This window comes from Pelagerythrobacter marensis (assembly GCF_001028625.1).
Taxonomy (GTDB): Bacteria; Pseudomonadota; Alphaproteobacteria; order Sphingomonadales; family Sphingomonadaceae; genus Pelagerythrobacter; species Pelagerythrobacter marensis.
On sequence record NZ_CP011805.1, the window covers coordinates 889,485 to 916,036 of the forward strand.

The 26,552-nt window shown below is 63.2% G+C and carries 23 protein-coding genes; 11 read left to right on the forward strand and 12 right to left on the reverse strand.

The features are described from left to right. Positions 1-68: 68 nt before the first annotated feature. Together AM2010_RS04350 and AM2010_RS04355 are read right to left on the reverse strand one after the other, a co-directional pair. Entirely contained in the window at positions 69-953 is an 885-nt protein-coding gene (locus AM2010_RS04350; protein WP_047806031.1) for a TraB/GumN family protein, read from the reverse strand. Further along, a complete protein-coding gene (locus AM2010_RS04355) occupies positions 950-1,882 on the reverse strand; it encodes a TraB/GumN family protein (protein ID WP_047806032.1) in 933 nt (310 codons plus the stop codon). Before AM2010_RS04355 ends, AM2010_RS04350 begins: the two co-directional genes overlap by 4 nt. 144 nt (positions 1,883-2,026) lie before the next feature. On the opposite strand from AM2010_RS04355, the gene AM2010_RS04360 reads away from it, so the two are divergent. From AM2010_RS04360 to ppdK, 3 genes are all read left to right on the forward strand, one after another. After that, entirely contained in the window at positions 2,027-2,926 is a 900-nt protein-coding gene (locus AM2010_RS04360) for a glycine--tRNA ligase subunit alpha (RefSeq protein WP_047806033.1), read from the forward strand. A 117-nt stretch (positions 2,927-3,043) separates the two neighbouring features. Then, positions 3,044-5,374, forward strand: coding sequence for a glycine--tRNA ligase subunit beta (glyS, locus tag AM2010_RS04365; RefSeq protein WP_047806034.1), 2,331 nt, complete (start codon positions 3,044-3,046; stop codon positions 5,372-5,374). A 111-nt stretch (positions 5,375-5,485) separates the two neighbouring features. Further along, positions 5,486-8,149, forward strand: coding sequence for a pyruvate, phosphate dikinase (gene ppdK / locus AM2010_RS04370; protein ID WP_047806035.1), 2,664 nt, complete (start codon positions 5,486-5,488; stop codon positions 8,147-8,149). Here the strand turns inward: ppdK and AM2010_RS04375 are convergent. Next, positions 8,146-8,901: a methyltransferase domain-containing protein gene (locus AM2010_RS04375; RefSeq protein ID WP_047806036.1), complete on the reverse strand. Its 756-nt coding sequence runs from the start codon at positions 8,899-8,901 to the stop codon at positions 8,146-8,148. The genes ppdK and AM2010_RS04375 overlap by 4 nt on opposite strands. Positions 8,902-8,955: 54 nt before the next feature. On the opposite strand from AM2010_RS04375, the gene AM2010_RS04380 reads away from it, so the two are divergent. The 4 genes from AM2010_RS04380 (at position 8,956) to AM2010_RS04395 (ending at position 12,746) form a co-directional block, all read left to right on the forward strand. Next, a complete protein-coding gene (locus tag AM2010_RS04380; RefSeq protein WP_047806037.1) occupies positions 8,956-9,783 on the forward strand; it encodes a ComF family protein in 828 nt (275 codons plus the stop codon). Between the two features lie 312 nt (positions 9,784-10,095). Then, entirely contained in the window at positions 10,096-10,443 is a 348-nt protein-coding gene (gene hisI / locus AM2010_RS04385) for a phosphoribosyl-AMP cyclohydrolase (RefSeq protein WP_047806038.1), read from the forward strand. 30 nt (positions 10,444-10,473) lie between these two features. Beyond that, positions 10,474-10,914 carry a MerR family transcriptional regulator gene (locus tag AM2010_RS04390; RefSeq protein ID WP_047806039.1) on the forward strand — a complete coding sequence of 147 codons (441 nt, stop codon included), beginning with the start codon at positions 10,474-10,476 and terminating at the stop codon, positions 10,912-10,914. Between the two features lie 26 nt (positions 10,915-10,940). Beyond that, a complete protein-coding gene (locus AM2010_RS04395) occupies positions 10,941-12,746 on the forward strand; it encodes an acyl-CoA dehydrogenase C-terminal domain-containing protein (RefSeq protein ID WP_047806040.1) in 1,806 nt (601 codons plus the stop codon). Between the two features lie 67 nt (positions 12,747-12,813). Here the strand turns inward: AM2010_RS04395 and aqpZ are convergent, their stop codons facing one another. The 7 genes from aqpZ to tyrS form a co-directional block, all read right to left on the reverse strand. Continuing rightward, positions 12,814-13,539 (reverse strand): aquaporin Z, encoded by a 726-nt coding sequence (gene aqpZ, locus AM2010_RS04400; RefSeq protein ID WP_047806041.1) that lies wholly within the window; start codon positions 13,537-13,539, stop codon positions 12,814-12,816. A 218-nt stretch (positions 13,540-13,757) separates the two neighbouring features. Next, positions 13,758-14,459 carry a dienelactone hydrolase family protein gene (locus AM2010_RS04405; RefSeq protein ID WP_047806042.1) on the reverse strand — a complete coding sequence of 234 codons (702 nt, stop codon included), beginning with the start codon at positions 14,457-14,459 and terminating at the stop codon, positions 13,758-13,760. A 19-nt stretch (positions 14,460-14,478) separates the two neighbouring features. Further along, positions 14,479-15,573, reverse strand: a complete 1,095-nt coding sequence (locus tag AM2010_RS04410; protein WP_053043911.1) for an FAD-dependent oxidoreductase — start codon at positions 15,571-15,573, stop codon at positions 14,479-14,481. 189 nt (positions 15,574-15,762) lie between these two features. Continuing rightward, the gene (cysK, locus tag AM2010_RS04415) at positions 15,763-16,683 is read right to left on the reverse strand and encodes a cysteine synthase A (RefSeq protein WP_047806044.1); all 921 of its coding nucleotides are present in this window, start codon (positions 16,681-16,683) and stop codon (positions 15,763-15,765) included. Next, entirely contained in the window at positions 16,680-17,978 is a 1,299-nt protein-coding gene (locus AM2010_RS04420; RefSeq protein WP_047806045.1) for an MFS transporter, read from the reverse strand. The genes cysK and AM2010_RS04420 overlap by 4 nt, the downstream gene beginning before the upstream one ends. 95 nt (positions 17,979-18,073) lie before the next feature. Continuing rightward, complete coding sequence (locus AM2010_RS04425) at positions 18,074-18,409, reverse strand: PilZ domain-containing protein (RefSeq protein WP_047806046.1); 336 nt, start codon at positions 18,407-18,409, stop codon at positions 18,074-18,076. A 110-nt stretch (positions 18,410-18,519) separates the two neighbouring features. Beyond that, positions 18,520-19,749 (reverse strand): tyrosine--tRNA ligase, encoded by a 1,230-nt coding sequence (gene tyrS, locus AM2010_RS04430; protein WP_047806047.1) that lies wholly within the window; start codon positions 19,747-19,749, stop codon positions 18,520-18,522. A 45-nt stretch (positions 19,750-19,794) separates the two neighbouring features. Here tyrS and AM2010_RS04435 point away from each other — a divergent pair, with 45 nt between their 5' ends. The 3 genes from AM2010_RS04435 to AM2010_RS04445 all read left to right on the forward strand — a co-directional run bounded on the left by AM2010_RS04435 (position 19,795) and on the right by AM2010_RS04445 (position 22,910). Continuing rightward, positions 19,795-20,337: a DOMON-like domain-containing protein gene (locus tag AM2010_RS04435; RefSeq protein WP_047806048.1), complete on the forward strand. Its 543-nt coding sequence runs from the start codon at positions 19,795-19,797 to the stop codon at positions 20,335-20,337. Beyond that, a complete protein-coding gene (locus tag AM2010_RS04440) occupies positions 20,334-21,530 on the forward strand; it encodes an exo-beta-N-acetylmuramidase NamZ family protein (RefSeq protein WP_047806049.1) in 1,197 nt (398 codons plus the stop codon). Before AM2010_RS04435 ends, AM2010_RS04440 begins: the two co-directional genes overlap by 4 nt. Before the next feature lie 87 nt (positions 21,531-21,617). Continuing rightward, a complete protein-coding gene (locus tag AM2010_RS04445) occupies positions 21,618-22,910 on the forward strand; it encodes a spinster family MFS transporter (RefSeq protein WP_047806050.1) in 1,293 nt (430 codons plus the stop codon). On the opposite strand, the gene AM2010_RS04450 is transcribed toward AM2010_RS04445, so the two are convergent. Beyond that, on the reverse strand, positions 22,907-23,761 hold the full coding sequence (locus AM2010_RS04450) for a DUF817 domain-containing protein (protein ID WP_082132791.1): 855 nt from the start codon (positions 23,759-23,761) through the stop codon (positions 22,907-22,909). The genes AM2010_RS04445 and AM2010_RS04450 overlap by 4 nt on opposite strands. Positions 23,762-23,810: 49 nt before the next feature. Then, positions 23,811-24,992, reverse strand: a complete 1,182-nt coding sequence (locus AM2010_RS04455; protein ID WP_047806052.1) for a vWA domain-containing protein — start codon at positions 24,990-24,992, stop codon at positions 23,811-23,813. A gap of 136 nt (positions 24,993-25,128) precedes the next feature. Between AM2010_RS04455 and AM2010_RS04460 the strand changes: the two genes are divergently transcribed. Further along, a complete protein-coding gene (locus AM2010_RS04460) occupies positions 25,129-26,529 on the forward strand; it encodes a methyl-accepting chemotaxis protein (RefSeq protein ID WP_047807690.1) in 1,401 nt (466 codons plus the stop codon). Positions 26,530-26,552 lie beyond the last annotated feature (23 nt).

Sequence of the window (26,552 nt, forward strand, 5' to 3'; positions counted from 1 at the left end):
ACGCCTCCAGGGATGACCATGGTCGGAAGCGCGCGCCTATAACGGGCCCGGGGGGAATTGCAAGCGCGCTACTGAATGCGGCGCACGGTATATCCGCGCTGGGTCAGGAGGGCGGGCAGCCCGTCGTCCCCCGCCAGATGCGCCGCGCCCACGGCGATGAATGGACGGGGCGCATCGGCAAACAGCGCCTCCAGCCGCTGGGCCCAGGCGCGGTTGCGCCCCGTGTACAGCGCCGCGCGCAGCTCGGGATCGGCCAGGATCGCACTGGTGGCCGGGTCGGCAAGATAGGCGATCCTGCCCGCATACCAGTTTGCGGCAAGATCGACCGGCTCGGCCCGCTGGTCCGCCATATCGGCAAGGATTGCACCGAGAAGATCGCGCTGTTCTGCTTCGGGCAGGGTATCGAATATGGCGAGTTGGGCGGCGGCCCCTTCCAGCTCCACCACCGGGGCGGATGCCATTTCGCGCAGGAGCGCGCGATCGACACCATTGGCCGGGTCACCACGCTTGGCATATTGCGCCAGGGTCAGCGCCGCGGCCCAGGTTTCCATGTTCGAAAAGGCGTTGGCGGGCACGGAATGCGCCGCCATCTGATCGCGCAGGGCCCTGCGAATGCCCGCAGGCATACGATCGGCCAGGGGCGGCAGCCCTTCGGTATAGGCGCGAGCATCGAACGCCTCGCGCAGAGCAGCCGCATTCTCCAGATCGCGCACTTCCACGACCAGCAGGTCTGCCTGCTTCACGGCGTTGGTAAACCGATCGGTCTTCCAGTCGACGCCATCGGGCAGCGCGTGGATTGTGCCGAAGAGCCAGCCTTCGACAGTGCCATCGGCCGCCGAAACTTCGAACAGCGCGGGCGAGGGCGGTCCGGCGAATTCCGGCGGCGGATCGGATCGACCGCAAGCCGCGAGCACCAGCGATGCCAGGACTGCGAATGCGCGCCTTGCCGTCACTGGACGCGCGCGGTTTCGATCCCAAGTTCGGCCAGCTTGTCCTGCACGCTCTGGTCACCGGCGAGGTGGCCGGCACCGACCGCGACGAAGACCGTGCCCGGTGCGTCCAGCCGTTCCTCGATCCAGCGGGCCCAGTTGGCGTTGCGGGCGTAGAGCAGCCGTTCGGCCAGCAGGGGATCGGTCATGCTCTCGTTGATCAGCCGCGCCAGTTCATCGGCATCGCCTTCGGCCCATTCGGCCACCATCAGATCGAGCATGGCCTTGATATCGTCGACACCTTCGGCCGTTTCCATCAGGAACCGGATCTGGGTTTCGACGGGGAGACTGTCGAAAATTGCGAGCTGTTCTTCGATCGTCTCCAGCGCGCCGCGCGCGATCGTTTCGCTGCGCGCCTCGTGCAGGACGGTTTCGACGCCCGCATCGGGGCTGTAACCCTGCTGCAGCAGCGGCAGCATCGCCAGCATCATTGCGCCGTACCACGGTTCGAACCGGTCGAAGACGGCAGGCGGCAGGTTAAGCTTGGCCAGCGCCGCTTCGTAGCTGGTTCGCTGATCGTCGTTCAGCAGCCCGCGCAACGACTGGCCTTCAGGAAGCGTCCCGATCGAATTCACGAGCGTCTGCATCGACGCGGCGGTTTCGGGAGTCATTTCGATTTCGGTGACCAGCATCTCCGACCCATCGAAGGCTTCTGCCACCGGGCCATGATACCATTCGATGCCGTCCGGCAGGGCATGAACCGTGCCGAACAGCCAGATGGTCGTATCCTCGTCCGCCACCTTCCACAGCGCCGGCACCGCCTGGGCAGGGGCGGCTGTTTCTGCCGCTTCGACCGCCGGGGCCGCGGCTTGATCCTCGGCATAAGCCGGAGCGGCGAAGGCAAGGGCAATGGCCGAGCCCGCGGCCGAAAGACGGGTAAGAATGCTTGTCATCTGAACGCTCCTGGCATCCGATCCCTTGCCGGACAGTGAACCGATTGGCGCAGCCTGCGGCCCTGTCAAGCGCGCGAGCGGCCGGTCCCTTCTACCCCGCTGCCCCATTGACCGAATTTTCGCCTTCCGCCATGGCGCGGCGCGATGGAACGGAACCCCGAGAATAGCTTCCAGGACATGATCCTCGCCCTCCATGATTTCTGGAGCGCGCAGGGATGTCTGATCCTGCAACCTTACGACATGCGCATGGGTGCGGGCACGTTCCACACCGCCACCACGCTCCGCGCGCTGGGGCCGGAGCCGTGGAATGCCGCCTTCGTCCAGCCCAGCCGCCGCCCGACCGACGGGCGTTACGGCGAAAATCCCAACCGGCTGCAGCATTATTACCAGTATCAGGTGATCCTGAAGCCGAGCCCGCCCGACATCCAGGATCTCTATCTCAAGAGCCTGGAAGTCATCGGCGTTGACCCGCTCAAGCACGATATCCGCTTCGTCGAGGATGATTGGGAAAGCCCCACGCTCGGCGCCTGGGGCCTGGGCTGGGAAGTCTGGTGCGACGGGATGGAGGTGACGCAGTTCACCTATTTCCAGCAGATGGGCGGTTTCGATTGCAAGCCGGTGGCGGGCGAGCTGACTTACGGCCTCGAACGCCTCGCCATGTATATCCAGGGCGTCGACAACGTCTACGATCTCGATTTCAACGGGCAGGGCGTGACTTACGGCCAGGTCTTCCTCGAAAACGAGAGGCAGATGTCGAAGTGGAACTTCGAGGTCGCCGATACCGATGCCCTGTTCGATCTGTTCAACAAGGCAGAGGCGGAATGCCGCAATGCCCTCGCCAACGACGTGCCGATTGCGGCCTACGAACAGGCGGTGGAAGCCAGCCACCTGTTCAACCTGCTGCAGGCGCGCGGCGTGATCAGCGTGCAGGAACGCGCCAGCTACATGGGCCGCGTGCGCGATCTGGCGCGGGGAAGCTGCGAGAAATACGCCGAGCTGATGGCGCCGGAATGGGCGAAGAAGTATCCGGAGTGGTCGCTGTGATGGGTGCGTATCCGCATAGTTCGTGCGCTCCCGCGAAAGCAGGAGCCCAGGGCAATCGAGGGGCCGGCTCGGCTGGGTTCCTGCTTGCGCAGGAACTCGTGAAGAGGGAGGCGGCCCATGGCTGATTTCCTGCTCGAATTGCGCTGCGAGGAAATTCCCGCGCGGATGCAGGCCGGCGCGCGGGCCGAGCTGGAAAAGCTGTTCCGGCGCGAGATGGACGGCGCCGGGGTTGCGGTGGGCGCGGTCACCGTCTGGTCCACGCCGCGCCGCCTGGCCCTGATCGCGCGCAACCTTCCGCAAGCGACCGAAGCGGTCAGCGAAGAGGCGAAGGGCCCGCCCGAGGGCGCACCCGATCAGGCGGTCGAGGGGTTCTGCCGCAAGAACGGCGTCACGCGCGACCAGTTGGAAGTGCGCGAGGTGAAGGGCCGGGCGACCTACTTCGCGGTCAAGAACGTACCCGGGCGCGCGACAGCGGACCTGCTCGCCGAAGCGATCCCCGCGATCGCGCGCGATTTCGCGTGGCCCAAGTCGATGCGCTGGGGTTCAGCCTCGATCAGCACCGAGAGCCTGCGCTGGGTGCGCCCGCTGTCGGGTATCGTCGCCATTCTTGGTGAAGATCTGGTCGATTGCGCGGTCGACGGCATTGCCTCGGGCTACGCGACCAAGGGTCACCGCTTCCATTGCCCGGGCGATATTACCATCGGCAGCGCCGACGACTACGCGGAAAAGCTGCGCGCCTGCCACGTCATCGTGAACCACGAGGAACGGCAGGACATGATCCGTACCGGCGCGGCCAGCGCCGCCGCCGATGCCGGGCTCACGCTGGTCGAGGACGAAGGGCTGGTGATCGAGAACGCGGGCCTGACCGAGTGGCCGGTGCCGCTGCTCGGCCGGTTCGAAGAGGATTTCCTCGCCGTCCCGCCCGAGGTCATCCAGCTCACCGCGCGCGTGAACCAAAAGTATTTCGTGTGCGAGGATGCTGACGGCAGGCTCGCCAACGCCTTCATCTGCACCGCCAATATCGAGGCGCAGGACGGCGGCGCGCGCGTGGTCGATGGCAACCGCAAGGTCCTCGCCGCGCGCCTTGCCGATGCGCGCTTCTTCTGGGATGTGGACCGCAAGAAGACGCTGGCCGAACACGCCAAGGGGCTGGAGCGGATTACCTTCCACGAGAAGCTGGGTACGGTCGCCGACAAGGTCGAGCGTGTGGCCAGGCTCGCCCGCTGGCTGGTCGCGGAAGGGATCGTCCTCCCCGAAACGGGGAGGGGGACCAGCGAAGCTGGTGGAGGGGCACCCGCCTCGGCTCGCGCCGCGACAGGATCGGAGCAGGGGGGTGTGCCCCTCCACCATCCTGCGGATGGTCCCCCTCCCCCGACGGGGGAGGATCTTGCAGCGCTCGCCGAACAGGCCGCGCGGCTTTGCAAGGCCGATCTCGTCACCGAAATGGTTGGGGAATTCCCTGAACTTCAGGGGCTTATGGGTGGATACTACGCCCGCGCCGAAGGGTTGCCGGATGCCGTCGCCGACGCGATCCGCGATCACTACAAGCCGGTCGGCCAGGGCGATGACGTGCCTACCGCGCCGGTGACGGTGGCGGTCTCGTTGGCGGACAAGCTGGATACGCTGCTAGGTTTCTTCGTCATCGACGAGAGACCTACCGGTTCGAAAGACCCCTTTGCGCTTCGACGGGCGGCGCTCGGAGTCTTGGCGCTCCTTCAGGTCAATGGGCTGCGCATTGGTCTTGGAACCCTTTGGACCGCCGGCCTGGCTGAGAACAATCTTGGTCGCTATCGGTACAATAGGACCGAGAATCCAGATGCCGGGCATCGGGTAATCAAATCAGAACTGCTTGATTTCTTCGCCGACCGCCTCAAGGTCCAGCAGCGCGAGGCCGGCGTTCGTCACGACCTGATCGACGCGGTCTTCGCGCTTGGGAACGAAGACGACCTCGTGCGACTTCTTGCCCGTGTGAACGCGCTGCAGACCTTCATCGAAACCGAAGACGGCGCCAACCTGCTCGCCGGTTACAAGCGCGCGGCCAATATCCTCAAGAAGGAAGACTGGCGCGGGATCGAGGGCGAGATCGCCCGCACTGGCGAGGAAGACCCGCTTGCGCTGGTCGACGATCCCGACATGAAGGCGGTGATCGATGCCAAGATGTCCGAGCGCCATGCGAAAGAACTTTCCTACACGCCCGAACCTGCGGAAAAGGCGCTGATGGATGCGCTGGAAAATTCGGAACGCGACGCGGCCCGGGCCATTGAGGCGGAGGACTTCGGTGCCGCCATGGCCGCGCTCGCCAGCCTGCGCGCGCCAATCGACCGGTTCTTCGACGAAGTGACGGTAAACGCGGATGAAGAAAACAAACGGGCCCACCGGCTCGACCTGCTTGCACGGTTCCGTGCTGCAGTGCACAACGTGGCCGATTTCAGCCGTATAGAGGGCTGATCGCGTGCACACCGCTGTCCGTCACCTTGTCAAAGGTGCCGGAAATCAGCGACTTGTAAGACATTTGTTGGGTGACGGGGTGTAAACTTCGTCACCCTGGGAAGGGACACGATGAACGATACGGTCTTCACCTTCGGCGGCGATGCTTCGCATTCGAATGCGCGGCAGAAGGACAAGACCGTTACCGGCGGCAAGGGCGCCAATCTGGCGGAAATGGCCGCCATCGGCTTGCCCGTGCCCCCCGGCTTCACAATCGCGACCGACGAATGCGTCCGCTACCTGAAGGAAGGCGGCGATTTTTCGGATGAGCTGCAAGCAGCAGTCGCCAAGGCCTTGCAACACATAGAGAAAACGGCCGAGAAGCAGTTTGGCGATGCAGCCGATCCGCTGCTGGTATCGGTCCGTTCCGGCGCGCGCGTTTCCATGCCGGGGATGATGGACACCGTCCTCAACCTGGGCCTGAACGACGAAACGGTGGAAGGGCTTGCCGCCACCTCGGGCGATCCGCGGTTCGCCTGGGACAGCTATCGCCGGTTCATCCAGATGTATTCCGACGTGGTCCTCGGCCTCGATCATGGCCTGTTCGAGGAAGCCCTGGAAATCGCCAAGGAAGACAAGGGCTTCTACAACGATACCGAGATGGAATGCGAAGACTGGCAGGCGCTGGTCGCGCAGTACAAGGCCATCGTTCGCGAGGAGCTTGGCGAAAGCTTCCCGCAGGACGTGCATCGGCAGCTTTGGGGTGCGATCCGGGCCGTGTTCGACAGCTGGGATTCGGAACGGGCCAAAGTCTATCGCCGGCTCAACGATATCCCCGGCGACTGGGGCACCGCGGTCAACGTGCAGGCGATGGTTTTCGGGAACATGGGCGAAACATCCGCCACCGGCGTCGCCTTCACCCGCGACCCGGCGACCGGAGAGCGGGCATATTACGGCGAATATCTGATCAATGCGCAGGGCGAAGATGTCGTCGCCGGCATTCGGACCCCGCAGTATCTCACCCGCGCCGCGCGCGAGGCGGCAGGGGCGAAGCCGCTGTCGATGGAAGAGGCCATGCCCGACGCCTACGCCGAACTGGTGCAGGTGTTTGAGCTGCTGGAACGCCATTATCGCGACATGCAGGACATCGAATTCACGGTGGAACGCGGCAAGCTGTGGATGCTTCAGACCCGCAGCGGGAAGCGCACGGCCAAGGCCGCGTTGAAGCTGGCCGTCGATATGGTCGGGGAAGGGCTGATCGACGAGAAGACCGCGATCCTGCGCGTCGATCCGATGGCGCTCGACCAATTGCTGCATCCCACGCTTGACCCCGAGGCACCGCGCGACGTGCTGACGACCGGGCTCCCCGCATCGCCGGGCGCCGCATCGGGCAGGATCGTGCTGGACGCCGACACGGCCGAACAATGGTCGCAGCGAGGGGAAAAGGTGATCCTAGTCCGGGTCGAAACGAGCCCGGAAGACATTCATGGCATGCACGCGGCGCAGGGCATCCTTACCGCGCGCGGCGGCATGACGTCGCATGCCGCGGTCGTGGCACGGGGAATGGGGCGGCCCTGCGTGTCGGGCGCACCGGGTGTTTCGATCGACCTCAAGACCCGGACGCTCCGCATCGGGGAGCGCGACCTTGCGGAAGGCGACACGCTCACGCTCGACGGGGCCAACGGACAGGTCATGGCCGGGCAGGTCGCCACGATTGAGCCGGAACTGGCCGGTGACTTCGGCGTCCTGATGGAATGGGCGGACAGGCACCGCCGGATGAAAGTTCGGACGAATGCGGAGACGCCGGCCGATTGCCGCATGGCGCGCCAGTTCGGCGCGGAGGGCATCGGGCTTTGCCGTACCGAACACATGTTCTTCGATGCCAGCCGCATCAGGGCCGTGCGGGAAATGATCCTGGCGGATGATGAAAGCGGGCGCAGGGCCGCGCTGGACAAGCTGCTGCCCGAACAGCGTGCCGATTTCCGCGAGATCTTCGAGGTCATGGCCGGGCTGCCCTGCACGATCCGTCTGCTCGATCCTCCGTTGCATGAATTTCTCCCGCACGGCGATGCGGAGTTCGAGGAGCTGGCCAATGCGACCGGCCTGGGTGTGGACCACCTCAAGCGCCGCGCCGGCGAGCTGCACGAATTCAACCCGATGCTGGGGCATCGCGGCTGCCGTCTGGGGATCACTTATCCCGAAATCTACGAGATGCAGGCGAGGGCCATATTCGAGGCGGTTTGCGACGTTGCGCAGGATAGCGGCGCTGCGCCACTGCCCGAAGTGATGATCCCGCTCGTCGCCACGAAGCGCGAGCTGGAATTGCTGCGCGGCCTGGTCGATCGGATCGCGGCCGAAGTCTTCGCCGAGAAGGGATGCGAGGTCGACTATCTCGTCGGCACGATGATCGAACTGCCCCGCGCGGCCCTGATGGCCGGAGAGATTGCGGAAGAGGCGCGATTTTTCTCGTTTGGAACCAACGATTTGACGCAGACGACTCTTGGCGTTTCGAGAGACGATTCGGCGCGCTTTCTCGCCCAGTATGTCGACCGCGGGATCTTCGCGCGCGATCCGTTCGTCAGCCTCGACATCGACGGCGTCGGTCAGCTGGTCGAAATCGCGGCGGAGCGGGGGCGTGCCACGCGCGGGGACATCAAGCTCGGCATTTGCGGAGAGCACGGGGGTGACCCGGCGAGCATCGCATTCTGCGAACAGGTGGGGCTCGATTATGTCAGCGCGTCCCCCTACCGCGTGCCAATTGCCAGGCTCGCAGCCGCCCAGGCCGCGCTGCGCTAGTCTCGCCAGCCGGTAAGGACGACGATTTCGAAGGTTTCGGTAACGCGGCCCGAGGCATCGGCGCCCTCGAGAAAGGATTTGCGAGCCTTCCGCAGCGCATCCCGGCCGAGAGGGGGGGGCGTCGTATCGAGCACATTGGTCAGCGCCTGGCTGCGCAGATCGTCGATCAGCCGGTCCATGTCGCGATAGGCAACCTTGAGCGAATAGCCGTCCGCCACCTGCCGCGCGAACCCGGCCCGCTGCATCAGGGCGGCACCGGATTGTATGTCGATCATCGGATGCATCCGCGCCGCCGGCCTATCCGGCTCGGCATCCAGCAACGCCCGGCGCAAGTTGGCGAGGCTGCCGGCGCCGACGAAGGCGATCATCGCTATCCCGCCGGGCGCCAGCGCACTGCGCATATGGATGAGCGCGCCCGGGACATCGTTCACCGTATCGATGTCCGCCAGGCTGACGATGAGGTCAAAGCGCCCACCGATCGCTCCCTCCTCTTCCCGGTCGAGGGGGGTGGCATGGGTCAGCGCGGCACCATGCCGCTCGAACATTGCCTGCGACAGTCCGGTAGGGTCACCGCTGAGCATCACCGAACGTGGGCGAATGTTCATAAACCCCAGTCGATCGTCGACCTCGTCCGCCAGCGAACGGAACAGGAAATCCGCCGCATCGCTCGCGTTCTGCCGCTGGACAGCACGGTTCCAACGGGCCCGTCGGCGCGGATAGGAGAATATTTTCGGAACATGGGGGGGGGGCATGCGAGGCGCTCTGCCGGGCTTGCATTCGCCATGCAAGCGCGACAGCCTCAATCCATGTCGGCTGCGAACATCCTGCGCGATTCCATCGCACCACTGGTCGATCTGATTTACCCGCCACGCTGCCCGGCATGTGGGGAAGGCATTGCCAATCAGGCCGGCCTTTGCCTGACATGCTGGACCGGCCTGGAAATTCCGGGAGAGCCGGCCTGTGCCCTTTGCCAATGCCCGCTGCCGGAAACCTTGGCCCAGGGGCAGGCACTGTGCGTCAGCTGCCTGGTCCAGCCACCTGAGCACGATGGGATCGCTGCGGGGACGGTTTACAATGAAACCTCGCGCAAGCTTGTTCTGGCGTACAAGCATGGGCGACGTATCGGACTGGCACCGATGCTGGCCCGGTTGATCGTGGCACGCCTGCCCGTTCTGGAAGGCGAGTGGCTGATCGTGCCGGTTCCGCTTCATCGTTGGCGTCTTTGGCGCAGGGGGTTCAACCAGGCGGCGCTGCTGGCGGCGGAAATTGCCCGGGCAAGCGATGCGCGGCTGCTGGTCGACGGTTTGCGCAGGGAACGGCGGACACCTGCACTGGGAGGTCTGGGAAGGTCGGCCCGCAAGCGCGCGCTACGCGGCGCCATCGGCATATCGCCGCGCCACCGCCGGCGAATCGATGGCGCACGGATTGTCCTGGTCGATGACGTGCTGACGAGCGGAGCAACAAGCGAAGCCTGTGTTGCGGCTCTGAAGCGAGCCGGTGCCGCGTGTGTCGTCGTGGCCTGTTTCGCCCGCGTGTTCGATACCGGGGGAAGCGGAGCGACGAAGCAAGGTTCTGCCGCATCGCCTATCGCCCATAACGAAACGCCCGAAGCCGAAGCTCCGGGCGCCACGTGACGAAAATCATAGGATCCGCCCGAAGGCCTGGCGACCATACCCCCCAGTAAGCCGCGCGGGATCCGATCCCTCAACGTTTTTCGGGGGCGCCATCGCCAATTGGCGGGCTGCGTCCCCATTCCCCTGAACCCGGCGCTCTTACGGCTCCGAATAGTCGGTGGGCATTCCTTACGGACTGCACATGTCTATTCCCATCTCAGCTTCGTTCATCAAAGCGTCATGTGCATTTCATACCGATTTTGCTTAGCGGTTGTGGTTATCGTGCAACAAACCGGCTAACGGCGTTCCAAACGCTGCTTGTCAGGAGGCACGATGCCCGACGAATTCGAACCGAAATTCGACGCCAATGGGCTGCTCACCGCTGTCGTCGTGGATGCACGCGACAACACGGTTCGGATGGTCGGCCATATGAATCGCGAGGCGCTCGATCGTACGCGCGAGACGGGACTTGCCCATTTCCATTCGCGCTCGCGCAACACCTTGTGGCTGAAAGGCGAGACATCGGGAAACACCTTGGAAGTGTCTGAAATTCTGGTCGATTGCGACCAGGATGCCCTGGTCCTCCGTTGTGTTCCGCAGGGCCCGACGTGCCACACCGGCGCCGATAGCTGTTTCTTCCGCCGGCTTGGGGGGGAAGGGCTGATTGCGTTCGGAGATTGACGTTTACGTAAAGGGTATTATTCTGGCCCTATGTCAGAACCCGCCCGCAATCTCCCCACGCGGCACTCCGGTGCTCACCTCGAACGTCCGGACAAGCATTCGCGAGAGCAATATTCGATCTCCGATCTGACCGCGGAGTTCGACTGCACGGCGCGCGCGCTTCGTTTCTATGAGGACGAAGGCCTCATCGCTCCCAAGCGAATCGGCCTGTCCCGCGTCTATTCCAAACGCGACCGGGCGCGGCTCGCCTGGATCATGCGCGCCAAGAACGTCGGTTTTTCGCTCTCTGAAATCCGCGAGATGATCGATCTCTACGATCTCGGCGACGGCCGGGTCGAGCAGCGCCGCGTAACGATAGAGAAGTGCCGCACCCATGTGGCCAAGCTCAAACGCCAGAAGGCAGACATCGATTCGTCGATCAAGGAGCTTTCCGCCTTCATCAAACTGGTCGAATCAATCGATTCCGACTGACACGAACTTCTGCAGGACAAATTCCCATGCCGATCTATTCCGCCCCCGCCCGCGACACACGCTTCGTGGTCAACGAAGTGCTGGATCTGGCGAGCTACGCCGGCTTGCCAGGCTTCGAAAGCGCGACGCCCGACATGATCGATACGGTCATCAACGAAGCGGGCAAGTTCTGTTCCGAGGTGCTTGCGCCGCTCAACCAGCCTGGGGACGAACATGGTTGCACCCGGCATGAGGATGGTTCCGTCACCACTCCGCCGGGATTCAAGGAAGCATTCGAACAGTTCCGCGAAGCAGGATGGGGCACGATCTCCGCTCCCGAGGAATTCGGCGGGCAGGGGATGCCCCACGTCCTTGGCTTCGTGATCGAGGAGTTCATTTCTTCGGCCAACCAGGCGTTCGGCATGTATCCCGGCCTCACCAACGGGGCGGTTTCGGCTCTGCTGGCGAAGGGATCGCCGGAGCAGCAGGCGAAGTACGTTCCCAAGATGATTGCGAACGAATGGCTCGGCACGATGAACCTGACCGAACCGCAATGCGGCACCGATCTGGGGCTGATCCGCACCAAGGCCGAGCCGCAGGCCGATGGCAGCTATGCCATCACCGGCACCAAGATCTTCATATCTGCCGGCGAGCACGACCTTACCGATCAGATCGTGCATCTGGTTCTCGCGAAGACCCCGGGCGCCCCCGATTCGACCAAGGGCATTTCGTTGTTCGTGGTGCCCAAGCTGCTCGTGAACGATGATGGATCGCTGGGTGATCGGAACGGCGTCAGTTGCGGTTCCATCGAACACAAGATGGGTATTCACGCCAACTCGACCTGTGTGCTGAACTACGACGGGGCCAAGGGGTGGCTCGTTGGTGAAGAAAACAAGGGCCTCGCCGCGATGTTCATCATGATGAACGCCGCGCGGCTCGGTGTTGGCATTCAAGGGTTCAGCCAGGCCGAAGCAGCCTATCAGAACGCAGTCGCCTACGCGCTCGATCGGCGTCAGGGCAGGGCGCTGACCGGGCCGAGCGAGCCGGAGGAAAAGGCCGATCCGATTATCGTTCATCCCGACGTGCGTCGTATGCTGATGGATGGAAAGGCCTTTACCGAAGGCTTCCGCGCTCTGGCACTGTGGGGCGCGCTGCTGGTCGATCTGTCGCACAAGGCCGAGACCGAAGAGGAGCGGGCGGAAGCCGATCTGCTTCTCGGCCTGATGACGCCGGTCATCAAAGGCTACGGGACGGACAAGGGATTCGAAACCGCCGTTAACATGCAGCAGGTTTTCGGCGGCCACGGCTACATCAAGGAATGGGGTATGGAGCAGTTCGTTCGCGACGCTCGCATTACCCAGATCTACGAAGGGACGAACGGGATCCAGGCGATGGACCTCTGCGGCAGGAAGCTCGCCCAGAACGGCGGCGCTGCCGTGCAGGCGTTCTTCAAGCTGGTGGGCGAAGAAGCCTCGGCAGCCAAGGGCGACGAGACGCTCGGCCCTATTGCTGAGCGGCTTGAAAAAGCCCTCAACGAACAGCAGGCCGCCACGATGTGGTTCATGCAGAACGCGATGCAGAACCCGAACAATCTCGGGGCGGGCGCGCACCACTACATGCACATCATGGGCATCGTCACGCTTGGCCTGATGTGGCTCCGCATGGCGCGAGTTGCGCAGGAGAAGCTGGCCGAAGGTGTCGAGGACAAGGCTTTCTACGAAGCCAAGCTGGTCACCGCGCGCTATTATGCAGAACGGTTCATGCCCGATGCCGGTGCGCTGCGCCGCAAGCTGGAAGCCGGCAGCGAAGCCGTGATGGCTCTGGGTGAGGAAGCTTTCTCAACCGCTGCCTGAGCGGGAGTAATTTGCCCGGTATCGGCGGTCGGCCGGTTTGGCCGCCACACGATACCGGGCAATCGGTTCAGCTCTTTTCCGCATCTCCGGCGAGGTCTTCAAGGCCTTCGCCAGGCATCAGGAAGAAGCGCCAGATCAGTGCGCCCAGCGCGGCGCCGACCAGCGGTGCAACCCAGAACAGCCAGAGCTGCCCCATCGCCGCCGTATCGGCGAACAGCGCGACGCCGGTCGAGCGTGCGGGATTGACCGAGGTATTGGTCACCGGGATCGAAATCAGGTGGATCAGCGTCAGCGCCAGGCCGATCGCCAGCGGGGCGAAGCCGGCAGGCGCGACCTTCGATGTCGCACCCAGGATCACGATCAGGAACCCTGCGGTCAGAATGACTTCGATCAGCAGCGCCGCCTGCATCGAATAGCCACCGGGCGAAAGATCGCCGAACCCGTTGCTGGCAAATCCGCCTGCCGCAAAATCGGGCTGACCGGATGCAATTGCAAACAGGGCGCCGCCGGCCACGATGGCCGCGACAACCTGTGCGATCCAGTAGGGAATCATTTCGCCCCAGGACGCCCGGTTCGCCAGAACCAGGCCGAGCGTTACCGCCGGATTGAAATGGCCACCGGAAATGCCGCCGACGGCGTAAGCCATCGTCAGAACAGTAAGCCCGAACGCCAGCGAAACGCCTGCGAAACCGATGCCCAGCTCAGGAAATCCCGCCGCAAGCACGGCCGAGCCGCACCCACCGAAAACCAGCCAGAACGTGCCGAAAAATTCGGCCCCCAACCTACGGAACATATTACGTCCTCCTCGTCTGTGTCTTATTATCCGCAGAAAGCAGTACGATATAAATCGGAGTTGGAAAATAGCCTTCGGCCTGAGGGCAGCTCTTGCGCGGGTTAGGGCCGGGACAAGCGCGCGAATTTGCAGGGATGTTCATGCATTTCGCATGTCGCAGCCCCAGAAAATCCAGGCTATAAAATTTTGTAATACGTCAGGTGGTTAGATCGGTTCGATCATCTGTCTTCCAGGGATTCCTCCAGCAAGCCCAGCATCGCCGCCCAACTTTGCCGATCGGCGCTTCTGTCCCACGCCACGACATCGTTGCCCGGCGGAGGAGAGGGGTTGGTGAAGCCGTGTTTGACACCGCCGTATGCGTGGAAGTGCCAGTCTGCGCCGGCGCGATCCATTTCCTGCCAGAATTCCAGCACATGATCGCGCGGGACAAGTGGATCGGCATCTCCGTGGCAGACCAGAATACGCGCCTTGATCGCATCGCGCTCGGCCGGTGTCTGGGTGTCGAGCAAGCCGTGGAAGCTGGCCACAATCGCAAGATCCGCTCCGTCGCGCGCGAGTTCGAGCACGGCCTGCCCGCCCATGCAAAAACCGATCGCAGCCTTTGGAGAATCCGGAGCCAGGCCGTCCAACGTGTCCAGGGTCGCACGGAGCCGTGCACGCCAGATCCCGACATCGGCCCGCAGCGCGTCAGCCCATTCGAACGCTATGGGGCCTTCGGGGGTGCGGCCATAGAAGTCCGCGATAAAGGCAAGATAGCCTGCTTCGGCCAGGGCCCGGGCCTTGGCCTCGACAGCGGGGGTGACGTTCATGATCGTTGGAAATACCGCGATTGCGCCGCGCGGCTCGCCCGTCGGGCGGATGAGATGACCCGTCAACGCCAGATCGCCATCGCTGTAGGGAACGGTTTCGAATTCGCTCATTGTCTGGCCACGCTCTCGTTCAACCGTTTCGGGAGGATGTTGGCGGTGCATACGCTCTCCGCAGGATTGCGAGAGCTTGCTCCGTTTCGGCGGGCTCGGGGATCTCGCTGGTGTCGCCGTAACCGAAATCTTCGTTCGGACCGTAATACTGTATGACGACCCCGTCCCGGCGCGAGACCGCGTTCACGCCGCCGTGATAGAGCGAATAACGCGCATCCGGTTGAGGCACCAGCCAGCCGATCTGTCCGCGAACCGGGACCATCGTTCCATCGCCCCAGATCGCCTTCGCACCATATCCCATGCAGTTGACGATAACCCGCTCGGGAAGGGCAAGAGCCGCGCTGCGATCGGGAAATGCGCGCCGGATCATACGGCCGCCGCGAAGCATGAACAACCGGGCAAGCCGGTCGGCATAGCTCGCGACGTTGAACACCATGCCCTGGCCTGTCGCGGTAGAGCGCGGTGCGAACGGATTCTCCTGATCGGCGAGCCTGCGCCAGGGTGGATTCAAATCGCGGACCCGGCGATTGATATGGAGAAAGTCGTGGGTCGCAGGTGGGAAAGGCATTTCACCGTCATCATCGCTGGCGACCTCGTATTGCGGCAGGAACTCTACTGGGTCGCCGAGCAGCCCGACCATTCTAAGGTGCGCCGCATGAGATGCCCGCGCCCAGCTTTCCCATCGTTCGGCAAAACCTTGCGGAGCGTTATGCGCGAGGGCGATTCGGCTGCTGGGCGACCATACGCCGGTGGCCCGCGCCGAGCGTGTTTCTGCCGGGAACTCCTCGGCATAGATGGTCACTTTCGCACCGCTTTCGATCAAGCGTAGAGCGCTGGTGAGGCCGATTACCCCGGCACCGATCACGGCAAACTCGTCTGCTTCGCCTGAACGGGCCAATGCGGCTGCTTCTTCGGCGCAGCCCCAACCGAGCGACCATCCGGCCCCACCGTGACCGTAATTGTGGACCACGGTCTTGTCGCCGAAGCGTTCGACCTCCAGCCGCGGCCCGGCGGGGCGGAAGGGGCGCAGGCACACTGTGATCTTCATCAGGTGCGCCATGTCGAGCGCGAGCGGAGGAAGCCTGTGCGCGGGTGGGGCGGCGGTAAGCGGCATGCCCGCACGGGTGCATCCTGCCAGCAAGGCCGCCGATGAGCCGGCGAGAAAAGCTCTGCGCTGAACCGTCTGCGGCACTAACCCTCTCCCTCTGCGCGATGTCCGGCGCCGTCAGCTAGGCGCTTGGCACAGACCGAGGCAAGGCATTCGCCTTCAGCCTGCTCGGCACGCAGCGTAAAGTTGCCACGCTTACTCTTCCGGCAGGAAGTCCGGCACGGAAAGGTAGCGTTCGCCGGTATCGTAATTGAAGCCCAGAACGCGCGAACCCGGATCGAGGTCGTCCAGCTTGTTGGCGATGGCGGCCAGCGTCGCTCCGCTGGAAATTCCGACCAGCAGCCCTTCGGTGCGGGCGCAGCGGCGGGCCATGTCCTTCGCTTCCTCTGCGGTCACCTGGATCGCGCCGTCGATCGCCTGCGTGTGCAGGTTGCCAGGAATGAAACCTGCGCCGATGCCCTGGATCGGATGCGGGCCGGGTTGCCCGCCGGAAATCACCGGCGAAAGATCGGGCTCCACCGCAAACGCCTTCATCCCGGCCCACTCACGCTTCAACTCTTCGGCGCAACCGGTGAGATGGCCGCCGGTCCCGACGCCGGTGATCAGAACGTCGACCGGTGTGTCGCGAAAATCTTCAAGGATTTCTCTGGCGGTGGTTTCGACATGGACTTTCCAGTTCGCTTCGTTGTCGAACTGGCTCGGGACCCAGGCCCCTTCGGTCTTGGCGGCAAGCTCGCTTGCACGCTCTATCGCGCCCTTCATGCCCTTTTCCTTCGGCGTCAGGTCGAAGGTCGCGCCATAGGCCAGCATGAGGCGGCGGCGCTCCACACTCATGCTTTCGGGCATGACGAGCACGAGCTTGTAACCCTTTACCGCGGCAACCATCGCGAGGCCGATGCCGGTGTTGCCGCTGGTCGGTTCGATGATCGTGCCGCCGGGCTTGAGCGCACCGGCCTTCTCCGCATCTTCCACCATTGCCAGGGCGATGCGATCCTTGATCGATCCACCGGGATTGGCGCGCTCGCTCTTCACCCAGACTTCATGATCCGGGAAAAGGCGCGACAACCGGATGTGCGGGGTCTTGCCGATCGTTTCGAGAACATTGGCGGCTTTCATGGCATCTGCTCCTGCAGCTTGTCTTCAGGGGTATGATCGTCCAATTCGCGAGGCGGGTCAAAGGTCCGCGTCGTGCGAAGAACGGGAAACACGCGGGTCCACAGCGCGACGGTAACGATGGCGCCGACCCCGCCGCTGACCACGGCAAGCACCGGGCCGATCAGCCAGGCGAGCGTTCCGGAAAAGAAATCGCCGAATTCGTTGGAAGCGGAAATCGTCAGCAGCGAGACGGACGAAACGCGCCCCCGCTTGTCATCCGGGGTGTGAAGCTGGATCAGCGACTGGCGGATATAGACCGAGAACATGTCGGCCGCGCCGACGATAAACAGCATCGCGAGGCTCAGCGGCATCCAGGTCGACAGCCCGAACACGACGGTTGCCAGCCCGAAAATCGCCACGGCCCACAGCATTTTGGGCCCGACGTTGGTTTTGAGCGGGCGAAAGGAGAACCACAGCGCAGTCAGTGCAGCGCCGGCCGCCGGCGCCATCGCGAGCTGGGCCAGACCCGTCTCGCCGACTTGCAGAATATCGCGGGCATAGACGGGAAACAGCGCGGTGGCGCCGGCCAGGAACACCGCGAAGAGGTCCAGAGTGATGGCCCCCAGAACCATGCGATTGCGCACGACATACTGCAGCCCATCGATCATCTGGCCTATTGGCCGCGCGGCGCCCGGTATCGGTGGCTGCGGGACCTTCCCGACAAATGACAGGGCCGTGATCGAAATTGCGAAGAGCGCGGCTGCTACGGCATAGGGAAGGGCGGGCACGATGGCGTAGAGATATCCGCCAATAGCGGGCCCCACGATCATCCCGGCTTGCCATGCGATCGAACTGAGCGCGATCGCATTGGGCAGAATCGCCTTGGGGACGAGATTGGGGGCCAGCGCCGACAAGGCAGGCCCGTTGAACGCGCGCACCACGCCCAGCACCACCGCAATGGCGTAGAGCCAATGCAATCGCATCGCATCCTGCCAGGTGAGCAGGGCCAGCGCGACGGCGGACGCGAGCTGGAGCAGGATCGTCAGCCGCGCGAGGTTGCGCCGGTCGAACCGGTCGGCTGCCAATCCGGAAAACGGCGTCAGAAGGAACAGCGGAACGAACTGAAGCAATCCGATCAGCGCAAGCTGCCCCGATGCGCCCCCGACGCTCATGCCCCCGTCGCGCGCTATGTTGTAGGTCTGCCACGCGATGATGAGCATCATGGCGTATTGCGCCAGCGTCATCGTCAGGCGCGACAGCCAGTATGCGCGGAAGTTGGCTACGAGGAAGGGGGAGGACGTGGATGCTTCGGTCACGAACCGGCAATGGCACCGGGCACGCCGCAAGCCAAGCAATCAGAACGACCCGGTCGGAAAGCGGCGCTTGGGTCCTGCAGCGATCAGAGCAGCAGCTAGGGGCGGCGCAGGCGAGGGTTCGTGTGCAGATTATCAATCAACTGCGCAAAATCGTCGACGCGGATAATCCGTTCGAACTGAAGGCCGGCGCGTGTGTCGCGGGTCCAGATCACATAGGCTTCGATCAGGCCGATTATCGGCAGTCGAATCATCAATCGATCGCCGCGGGTGAGATCCGGCGCATCGTCGACCATGAAACCGTGAGCGGAAATGTTGCTGATGTGCATAGGCACGTCGCCGCGAACATGGTGTTCGGCGATGACATGGTGGTCGACCGGATGCCGCGCGGCGCGGCGCTGGTCGGTTACGCTCAGGTTGGCTCCGGCTGGCAAGGATGGCTGCCCTTCTTTGTTTGTTTGAAGGCAGCATTTTGCCGGTCAAAGGCTGACAATTGGTAAAACCGGCAATGTGCGAATTTGCGGGAGCGCGCGAACCTCGGTGCCTAGCGGGTGAGGATGCCGTGCTTCTTCTTCCCCAGGCTGAGCCTCAGTTCGTCACCTGCTGCAGGGAGAACCAGGTATCCCGGGTCGCTTACCAGTTGACCGTCGATCTTCACGGCGCCTTCCGCGATCTTGCGCTTCGCCTCGCCATTGGAGGCGGTGAAGCCGATTTCGGTCAGGGCCGCGACGATCCGCAGACCCTCCGCCCCTACGGCCAGCGTGGGCAGATCCTCGCCCGCGCCACCGGCGAAGGTTTCGGCTGCGGTCGCTTCGGCCGCCTGTGCCGCTTCTTCACCGCGGACGAGAGTGGTGACCGCGTTGGCAAGCACCGTTTTTGCGGCGTTGATCTCGCTGCCTTCGAGCGCCTCGAGCCGGGCAATTTCGTCCAGCGGCAGATCGGTGAACAGCCGGAGGAAGCGGCCGACATCGCGGTCGTCGACATTGCGCCAGTACTGCCAGAAATCATACGATGGCAGCTGCGCCTCGTTCAGCCAGACGGCGCCGCTCGCGGTCTTGCCCATCTTCGCGCCATCTGCCGTGGTGAGCAGCGGCGTGGTCAGGCCGAACAACTCGGTCCCATCCATCCGCCGGCCCAGTTCAACCCCGTTGACGATGTTGCCCCACTGGTCGCTGCCGCCCATCTGCAGGCGCGCGCCCATGTCCTGCGCAAGGTGCCGAAAGTCGTAGCCTTGCAGGATCATGTAGTTGAATTCGAGAAACGTCATCGGCTGTTCGCGATCGAGCCGCAACCGGACCGAATCGAACGTTAGCATCCGGTTGACGGTGAAATGCGTGCCGACCTTTTGCAGCATTTCGATATAGCCGATTTCGCCCAGCCAATCCTGGTTGTCGACCATTACCGCGTCGGTTGGACCATCGCCGAATACCAGCAGTCTTTCGAAAACCGTGCGAATGCCGGCAATATTGGCCGCGATCGTTTCGTCGGTCAGCATCCTGCGGCTTTCGTCCCGACCGGTCGGGTCGCCGATGCGCGTGGTCCCGCCGCCCATCAGCACGATTGGCTTGTGGCCGGTCTGCTGAAGCCGGCGCAACATCATGATCTGAACGAGGCTGCCGATATGAAGCGACGGGGCCGTAGCATCGAAGCCGATATAGCCGGGCACGATCTGCCGCGCGGCAAGGGCGTCCAGCCCTGTCGCGTCGGTCGTCTGGTGGACATAGCCGCGTTCGTCGAGCACGCGCAGCAGATCGGATTCGTATTTCGTTGTCATCAAAGCCCTCGGATGCGGGGCGGCGCCTAGCACGAGGATACCTGCTTGCAAACGCATGAACTAACCGCCCATCCCGACCATCCGCCGCTCGAGGTGAGCCGGGTCGAAGCCCGGGTGCTGAATTCCGACAGCGACTGGCTGCGGCTGCGCTGGCGGATCGAAGGCATTGGCAAGCTCGTCGTCCCACCCTTCGCCGGTCGCGGGCGTGCGGACGAGCTGTGGCGGACAACCTGTTTCGAACTGTTTCTGAGGCCGGACGGCGGCCAGGCCTATTGCGAAATCAACCTGTCACCTTCGGAACGGTGGGCAGCGTACGATTTTACTGGTTATCGCGATGGGATGACCGAACGGCCGTTCCCGCGCGAACCCGAATGCACGCTCCGGTTGGGCACGGCCATGGCCATCTTCGATGCCACCGTACCGCGTGGCGGACTGCCGGAAGCGGACTGCGCGGCAGCGCTCTGCGCCGTGATAGAGGAGGCGGGCGGAACGAAGAGTTATTGGGCCATCTCCCATCCGGAGTCCGGCCCGGATTTTCACCACGATGCTTGCTTCGCGGCGCGGCTTGCGGCACCAGCAACCGCATGAAATTCGGGCTAGACCGGCTGCTCGCCGACCGCGAACTGAGGAAACCGCTCGAGGGCAAACGGGTCGCTCTCGTCGCTCATCCGGCATCGGTTGCCGAAGATCTGACGCACAGTCTCGATGCGCTGATCGCTGCGGGGGTCAACCTCACCAGCGCTTTCGGTCCGCAGCACGGGCTGAAGGGCGACAAGCAGGATAACATGGTCGAAACGGCCAACGACGTCGATCCGCGTCTGGGTATTCCGGTCTTCAGCCTCTATGGCGAAGTTCGCCGTCCGACCCCTGAAATGATGGCCAGTGCCGATGTTTTCCTGTTCGACCTGCAGGACCTGGGCTGCCGTATATACACTTTCGTGACGACGCTGCTCTATCTGCTGGAAGAGGCAGCGCGGCATGGCAAGACCGTTTGGGTGCTCGATCGCCCCAATCCGGCGGGTCGGCCTGTCGAAGGGTTGTCCCTGCTGCCGGGGCAGGAAAGCTTCGTTGGCGCCGCCTCCATGCCGATGCGACACGGCATGACAATGGGCGAGATGGGCCACTGGTTCGTCGAGCATTTCGATCTGGATGTCGACTATCGCGTGATTGCCATGGACGGATGGCAGCCGGATGGCGCGGGTCACGGGTGGCCAGTCGACCGGATCTGGATCAATCCCAGCCCCAACGCAGCCAATGTCAATATGGCCCGCGGCTATGCCGGCACTGTCATGCTGGAGGGCACTACACTGAGCGAAGGGCGTGGTACGACCCGACCACTCGAAGTCCTTTTTGGCGCGCCGGATGTCGACGCCGCGGCGGTTCGGACAGAGATGGAACGGCTCGCCCCTGCATGGCTGGCCGGTTGCGCTCTGCGCGAATGCTGGTTCGAGCCGACCTTCCACAAACATGCCGGAAAGCTGTGCAACGCCCTGATGATTCACGCGGAGGGGGCGTTCTACGCTCACGACCGTTTCCGCCCGTGGCGTCTCCAGGCGCTCGCATTCAAGGCGATCCGTCGGCTGTATCCCGATTATCCGTTGTGGCGTGACTTTGCGTACGAGTACGAACTCGACCGTCTCGCGATCGACGTCATCAATGGTGGCCCGACCCTGCGCACCTGGGTCGACGATAGCGAAGCCGCGCCAGGCGACCTCGATCAACTGGCGGGCAACGACGAACGCCAGTGGCGTGAGAAGATCGCACCCTATCTTCTATACTAGCGATCAGCCCTTGACGCGCGCCTGCTAGTAAGGGACCTATGCGTCCGGCGACGGGCATACCCGCGCTTCAGGAGAGGGTCGATTACTATGGCGACGACGGCGGCAGAAGGCACGGCGCAACGATCGGTGCGTGCGACACTTTGGATTCTGCTGATCGTCTATATTTTCAATTTCATCGATCGGCAGATCGTCAACATTCTGGCCGAGCCGATCGCGCTCGACCTTGGGCTCAGCGATACGCAGATCGGATTGATGACGGGGCTGGCCTTTGCCCTGTTCTATACCGCCCTCGGCCTGCCGATCGCGCGTTATGCCGACAGGCCCACCACCAACCGGCCGCGGCTGATCGCTATCGCACTGGCGACGTGGTCGGCGATGACGGCCCTTTGCGGTGTGGCGCAGAACTTTGCGCAGCTTCTGCTTGCCCGAATTGGCGTCGGGGTGGGCGAGGCGGGATGCACGCCGCCGGCGCACTCTTTGATCAGCGATATCGTGCCGCCCGAACGGCGCAGTTCCGCCCTTGCATTCTACGCTCTTGGCATTCCGGTCGGGACGCTTCTTGGCATGATGATCGGCGGGCTGCTGGCGGACTGGGTGGGCTGGAGAACGGCCTTTCTCATCGTCGGGCTCCCGGGAGTTGTCCTGGCGCTTGTCGTCTATTTCGTGCTGCGCGACCCGCGTAAACAGCTTGCCGGTACGGCAGGCGCAAGCAGTTCGCCGCCACCCGACATCTCGTTATGGCAGGCGGTTCGCTCCGTAATGGGATCGCGCGCATTCGTGCTGTTGCTGGCTGCTGGGTCGACCGCTTCGTTCCTGGCCTATGGCAAAGTGACCTGGACGACGATCTTCTTCCAGCGCACGCACGAGCTGACGCCGGGCGAGGTCGGCTTCTGGTTTGGCGTGGTCAACGGAGCGGCAGGAATCTTCGGCACCTGGCTGGGCGGTTGGGTCGCCGATCGCTTCGGCGCGACCCGGCGCAGGCACGTGTTGTCGGCGCCTGCCATCGGCATGGCAATCGCGGCCCCTGTGGCTTTCCTCGCCTATCAGACGGCGAGCTGGCAGATTGCGCTGACGCTTCTGATCATCCCCACGATCTGCAATTCGCTCTATTACGGGCCGACATATTCGGCGGCACAGGGGCTTGTCCCGATCCGGGCTCGCGCGATTGCAGCGGCTCTGGTGCTGTTCTTCCAGAACCTGATTGGTCTTGGGCTGGGCCCGCTGTTCTTCGGGATGCTGTCGGATCTTTTGCAGCCGGCCTATGGCGAAGAAAGCGTGCGCTACGTTCTGTTCGGCGCTGCTTTCCTCGGCCTCGTCCCCGCATTCTTCTTCTGGCGTTGCAGTCTTCGGCTTGACGAAGAGCTGGACCGCAAGGGCTAGCGACTATCCAGCGGACGGATCGGTTGGACCAGCCCGACCAGTATGAAGCTGATCAGCATCAGCAGATACCAGCTCCCCAGTTTGGCGAGCCCGACCATCTCCCACCCCGCTTCCTGGCCGGGATAAGTCCAGGCGCGGGCGAACGTGCCGATGTTTTCCGCAAACCAGATGAACAGCGCGACCAGCCCGAAGCCGAGTAGCAGCGGCATCCAGCGATGCTCGCGCCAATTGCGAAAGTGAACACGCGTGCGCCAGAACAGCGCCGCCGTTGCGGCGAACAGGATCCAGCGAATATCGACCGTCCAATGGTGCGCGAAGAAATTGATGTAGATTGCACCTGCGAGCAGCCAGGTCGCCCAGCGGGGCGGATAGTGGCTGTATCGAAAATCGAATATCCGCCAAACCCGCGCGATATAGCTGCCGACCGCGGCGTACATGAAGCCGGAAAACAGCGGGACATCGCCGATCCTCAGCAGACTGGGTTCGGGATATATCCACGATCCCGCCGCGGTCTTGAACAGTTCCATCACCGTGCCGACGAGATGAAAGATCAGGATCACCTTTGCCTCGCCCCAGGTTTCCAGCCTTAGCGTCAGCATTCCTAGCTGGATCGCGATCGCTGCCAGGGTAAGGAAGTCGTAGCGGGCGAGCGGAGCGCTCTCGGGATAGAGGAAGTGCGTGGCCAGCAACAGCGCCAGCATCAAGGCTCCGAACAGGCAGGCCCATGCCTGCTTGAAGCCGAACAGAACGAACTCGTACAACGCGAGCCGCCAGCCCTCACCTGGATCGAAGGCCTCGAGCCGGCGCCGCACCCTCTCGAAACGGGTATGGGCATTGCGTTCGTTCGTCATGCCGGAATTCACCGGCCCGAATGCCGGCCGCCTGATCGGGCGAGCTTGATCACCCCTGTTTGCGGCTCAATTCCCGCATGGCATCGTCAAGACCATCCAGGGTGAGGGGATACATGCGGTCATTGACCAATTGCCTGATGATCTTCGTGGATTGCGAATAGCCCCACTGCTTTTCCGGCACCGGGTTGAGCCAGACAGTTGCCGGATAGGTGTTGGTCACCCGCTGCATCCATGTGGTGCCGGCTTCTTCGTTCATGTGTTCCACACTGCCGCCGGGATGCGTGACTTCATAGGGGCTCATCGCGGCGTCGCCGACGAAGATCACCTTGTAATCGTGGCCGTATTTATGGAGGACATCCCAGGTCTTCGTACGCTCCTGCCAGCGTCGCCGGTTGTCCTTCCAAACGCCTTCGTACAGGCAGTTATGGAAATAGAAGAATTCCAGATTCTTGAACTCGGTCGTGGCCGCGCTGAACAGTTCCTCGCACAGCTTGATGAACGGGTCCATCGAACCGCCGACGTCGAGAAACAGCAGCAGTTTCACCGCATTGTGCCGTTCGGGGCGCATATGGATGTCGAGCCAGCCCTGTTTCGCCGTCCCCTCGATCGTTGCGTCCAGATCCAGCTCGTCCGCAGCACCATCGCGCGCGAAGCGGCGCAGACGGCGCAGGGCCATCTTGATGTTACGGGTTCCGAGTTCTTTCGTGTTGTCGAGATTGCGGAATTCCCGCTTGTCCCACACCTTGATCGCGCGTTTGTGCCGGCTCTCCCCGCCGATCCGTACGCCTTCGGGGTTGTAACCCGAATTGCCGAAGGGCGAGGTGCCCCCGGTGCCGATCCATTTGTTGCCGCCCTGGTGGCGCTTTTCCTGTTCTTCCAGCCGCTTCTTCAGCGTTTTCATAATCTCGTCCCAGTCGCCGAGGGACTTGATCTTTTCCATCTCTTCCGGGGTCAGGAATTTTTCCGCGACGGCCTTCAGCCAGTCTTCGGGAACGTCGGCAGGATTGGTGCCGTAGTCGGCGAGAATGCCCTTGAAGACTTTCTGAAAGACCTGGTCGAAACGATCCAGCAGGCCTTCGTCTTTTACGAAAGTCGCGCGTGTGAGATAGTAGAAAGCTTCGGGCGTCTGATCGATGACGTCCCGGTCGAGCGCTTCGAGAAGCGTCAGATGCTCTTTGAAACTGGCTGGAATTCCAGCGGTTCGCAGCTCGTCGACAAAATTGAAGAACATGGCGCAAGTCCTAACCGCTCCCGCGCACGACCGCCAGCGTGACGTTACGGCAAGTTTCCAGAAAGGCTTAAGCCTTCGCTAACCACAACCGCCTATCGATCTGCGCCGGGCGATCCACATGGGGGCAGGCGAGTTGATGGAACACGTGAGGTTCGACGCGGACGACAGGGACCCCATCGAACGCATCCCGGAAAGCTGCGGCGAAGTTACCGTAGGCTGCACCGACGTGGCCGGCATTGTCGCGGCCGTGATCAAATCGTCCGAGGCCCTGCGCGCCGAACACACCGCGCTGCGCGGCACGGTTGAGGAGCTGGAAGCCGATCAGCGCAAGGTTTCGCAGGCAAGCGACGAAGCGCGAATGCTGTCCGAACGCGCGATCGACCGGCTGGGGCAGGGCACCGACCTGATCCAGTCGTCGCTTGGCCAGATCACCGACCTTCTGGAACTGGTCGCGACGCTGACCCAGCACGTCACCGGCTTCGCCGCCGCGATGGACCAGGTGCGCCGCTGTTCGCAGGATATCGAACAGATCGCGGAAACAACCAATATTCTGGCGCTCAACGCCACGATCGAGGCCATGCGCGCGGGCGACGCCGGGCGCACGTTCGCGGTCGTTGCCAACGAGGTGAAGAGCCTCGCCGGCGATACTCGGCGCGCGACGGAAGAGATCGTTCGCACTGTCGACACTCTGGGCGAGGAGGCCAGTTCGGTGATCGCGCAGATCGAAAACGGCGCCGAAGCGAGCAAGGAAGCCAAAACCTCCGTCTTTCAGATCGAGCAGACGATCCAGGGCGTTGCCGAGCTGGTGGAAGAAGTGGATCGGCACAACGACGAGATCGCCCGGGCCACCGGCACGATCAGCGGCCATGTCGGGCGGGTCCAGCACGTGCTCGACAACTTCGACGCGGCAGCGATCGAGAACGAGAGCAAGCTGCAACGCGTTCACGGGCAGATGGGCGAGCTGGAAATGACATCGAGCGACATGTTCGATTCCATCGTCAAGGCCGGCCTATCCCCGCAAGATAGCGCCATGGTCGAGCAGGCGAAACTCTGCGCCCGCGAAGTGGAACGCATCGCCGAAGAAGCGATCGAACGCAGCGAGCTGGAGGCCGGGCAGGTGTTCGATCAGAACTACGTCAGGATCGAAGGCAGCAATCCGCCACGCTTTCGCACCGCATTGATGGACTGGGCGAACACGAACTGGCGCCAGCTTCTCGACCGGGTCGAAAGCGAACATCCGGCGGTGATGGGCGTAGCCTGCACCGACGTGAACGGATATCTGCCCACGCACCTGACCAAGCATTCGCAGGAACCCACCGGCGATCTGACGCACGATACCCATTCCTGCCGAAACGGGCGGATCATCCTCCATCCGATCGACCGGAAGGCCAAGCGCAGCAGCGCCCCCTACATGATGGCAGTCTATCGCCAGGAAGGGGACGGCAAGACTTACCGCGTGGTCCGCAACGTCTACGTTCCGGTCTATATCGCCGGGCGGCGCTGGGGCGATTTCGAGCTGGCGTACAGCTTCGACTGAACCAATTGACGCGACTAACTATT

Bases quoted from the DNA above. Each gene is read 5' to 3' on its own strand.
- AM2010_RS04395 (WP_047806040.1), top strand. From the start codon at position 10,941: ATGCCGATCTATTCCGCCCCCGCCCGCGACACACGCTTCGTGGTCAAC.
- AM2010_RS04460 (WP_047807690.1), top strand. From the start codon at position 25,129: ATGGAACACGTGAGGTTCGACGCGGACGACAGGGACCCCATCGAACGC.
- AM2010_RS04440 (WP_047806049.1), top strand. From the start codon at position 20,334: ATGAAATTCGGGCTAGACCGGCTGCTCGCCGACCGCGAACTGAGGAAA.
- tyrS (WP_047806047.1), bottom strand. From the start codon at position 19,749: ATGACAACGAAATACGAATCCGATCTGCTGCGCGTGCTCGACGAACGC.
- AM2010_RS04450 (WP_082132791.1), bottom strand. From the start codon at position 23,761: ATGACGAACGAACGCAATGCCCATACCCGTTTCGAGAGGGTGCGGCGC.
- AM2010_RS04390 (WP_047806039.1), top strand. From the start codon at position 10,474: ATGTCAGAACCCGCCCGCAATCTCCCCACGCGGCACTCCGGTGCTCAC.
- AM2010_RS04410 (WP_053043911.1), bottom strand. From the start codon at position 15,573: ATGCCGCTTACCGCCGCCCCACCCGCGCACAGGCTTCCTCCGCTCGCG.
- cysK (WP_047806044.1), bottom strand. From the start codon at position 16,683: ATGAAAGCCGCCAATGTTCTCGAAACGATCGGCAAGACCCCGCACATC.
- AM2010_RS04355 (WP_047806032.1), bottom strand. From the start codon at position 1,882: ATGACAAGCATTCTTACCCGTCTTTCGGCCGCGGGCTCGGCCATTGCC.
- aqpZ (WP_047806041.1), bottom strand. From the start codon at position 13,539: ATGTTCCGTAGGTTGGGGGCCGAATTTTTCGGCACGTTCTGGCTGGTT.
- AM2010_RS04445 (WP_047806050.1), top strand. From the start codon at position 21,618: ATGGCGACGACGGCGGCAGAAGGCACGGCGCAACGATCGGTGCGTGCG.
- ppdK (WP_047806035.1), top strand. From the start codon at position 5,486: ATGAACGATACGGTCTTCACCTTCGGCGGCGATGCTTCGCATTCGAAT.
- AM2010_RS04360 (WP_047806033.1), top strand. From the start codon at position 2,027: ATGGAACGGAACCCCGAGAATAGCTTCCAGGACATGATCCTCGCCCTC.
- glyS (WP_047806034.1), top strand. From the start codon at position 3,044: ATGGCTGATTTCCTGCTCGAATTGCGCTGCGAGGAAATTCCCGCGCGG.
- AM2010_RS04455 (WP_047806052.1), bottom strand. From the start codon at position 24,992: ATGTTCTTCAATTTTGTCGACGAGCTGCGAACCGCTGGAATTCCAGCC.
- AM2010_RS04405 (WP_047806042.1), bottom strand. From the start codon at position 14,459: ATGAGCGAATTCGAAACCGTTCCCTACAGCGATGGCGATCTGGCGTTG.
- hisI (WP_047806038.1), top strand. From the start codon at position 10,096: ATGCCCGACGAATTCGAACCGAAATTCGACGCCAATGGGCTGCTCACC.
- AM2010_RS04375 (WP_047806036.1), bottom strand. From the start codon at position 8,901: ATGCCCCCCCCCCATGTTCCGAAAATATTCTCCTATCCGCGCCGACGG.
- AM2010_RS04380 (WP_047806037.1), top strand. From the start codon at position 8,956: ATGTCGGCTGCGAACATCCTGCGCGATTCCATCGCACCACTGGTCGAT.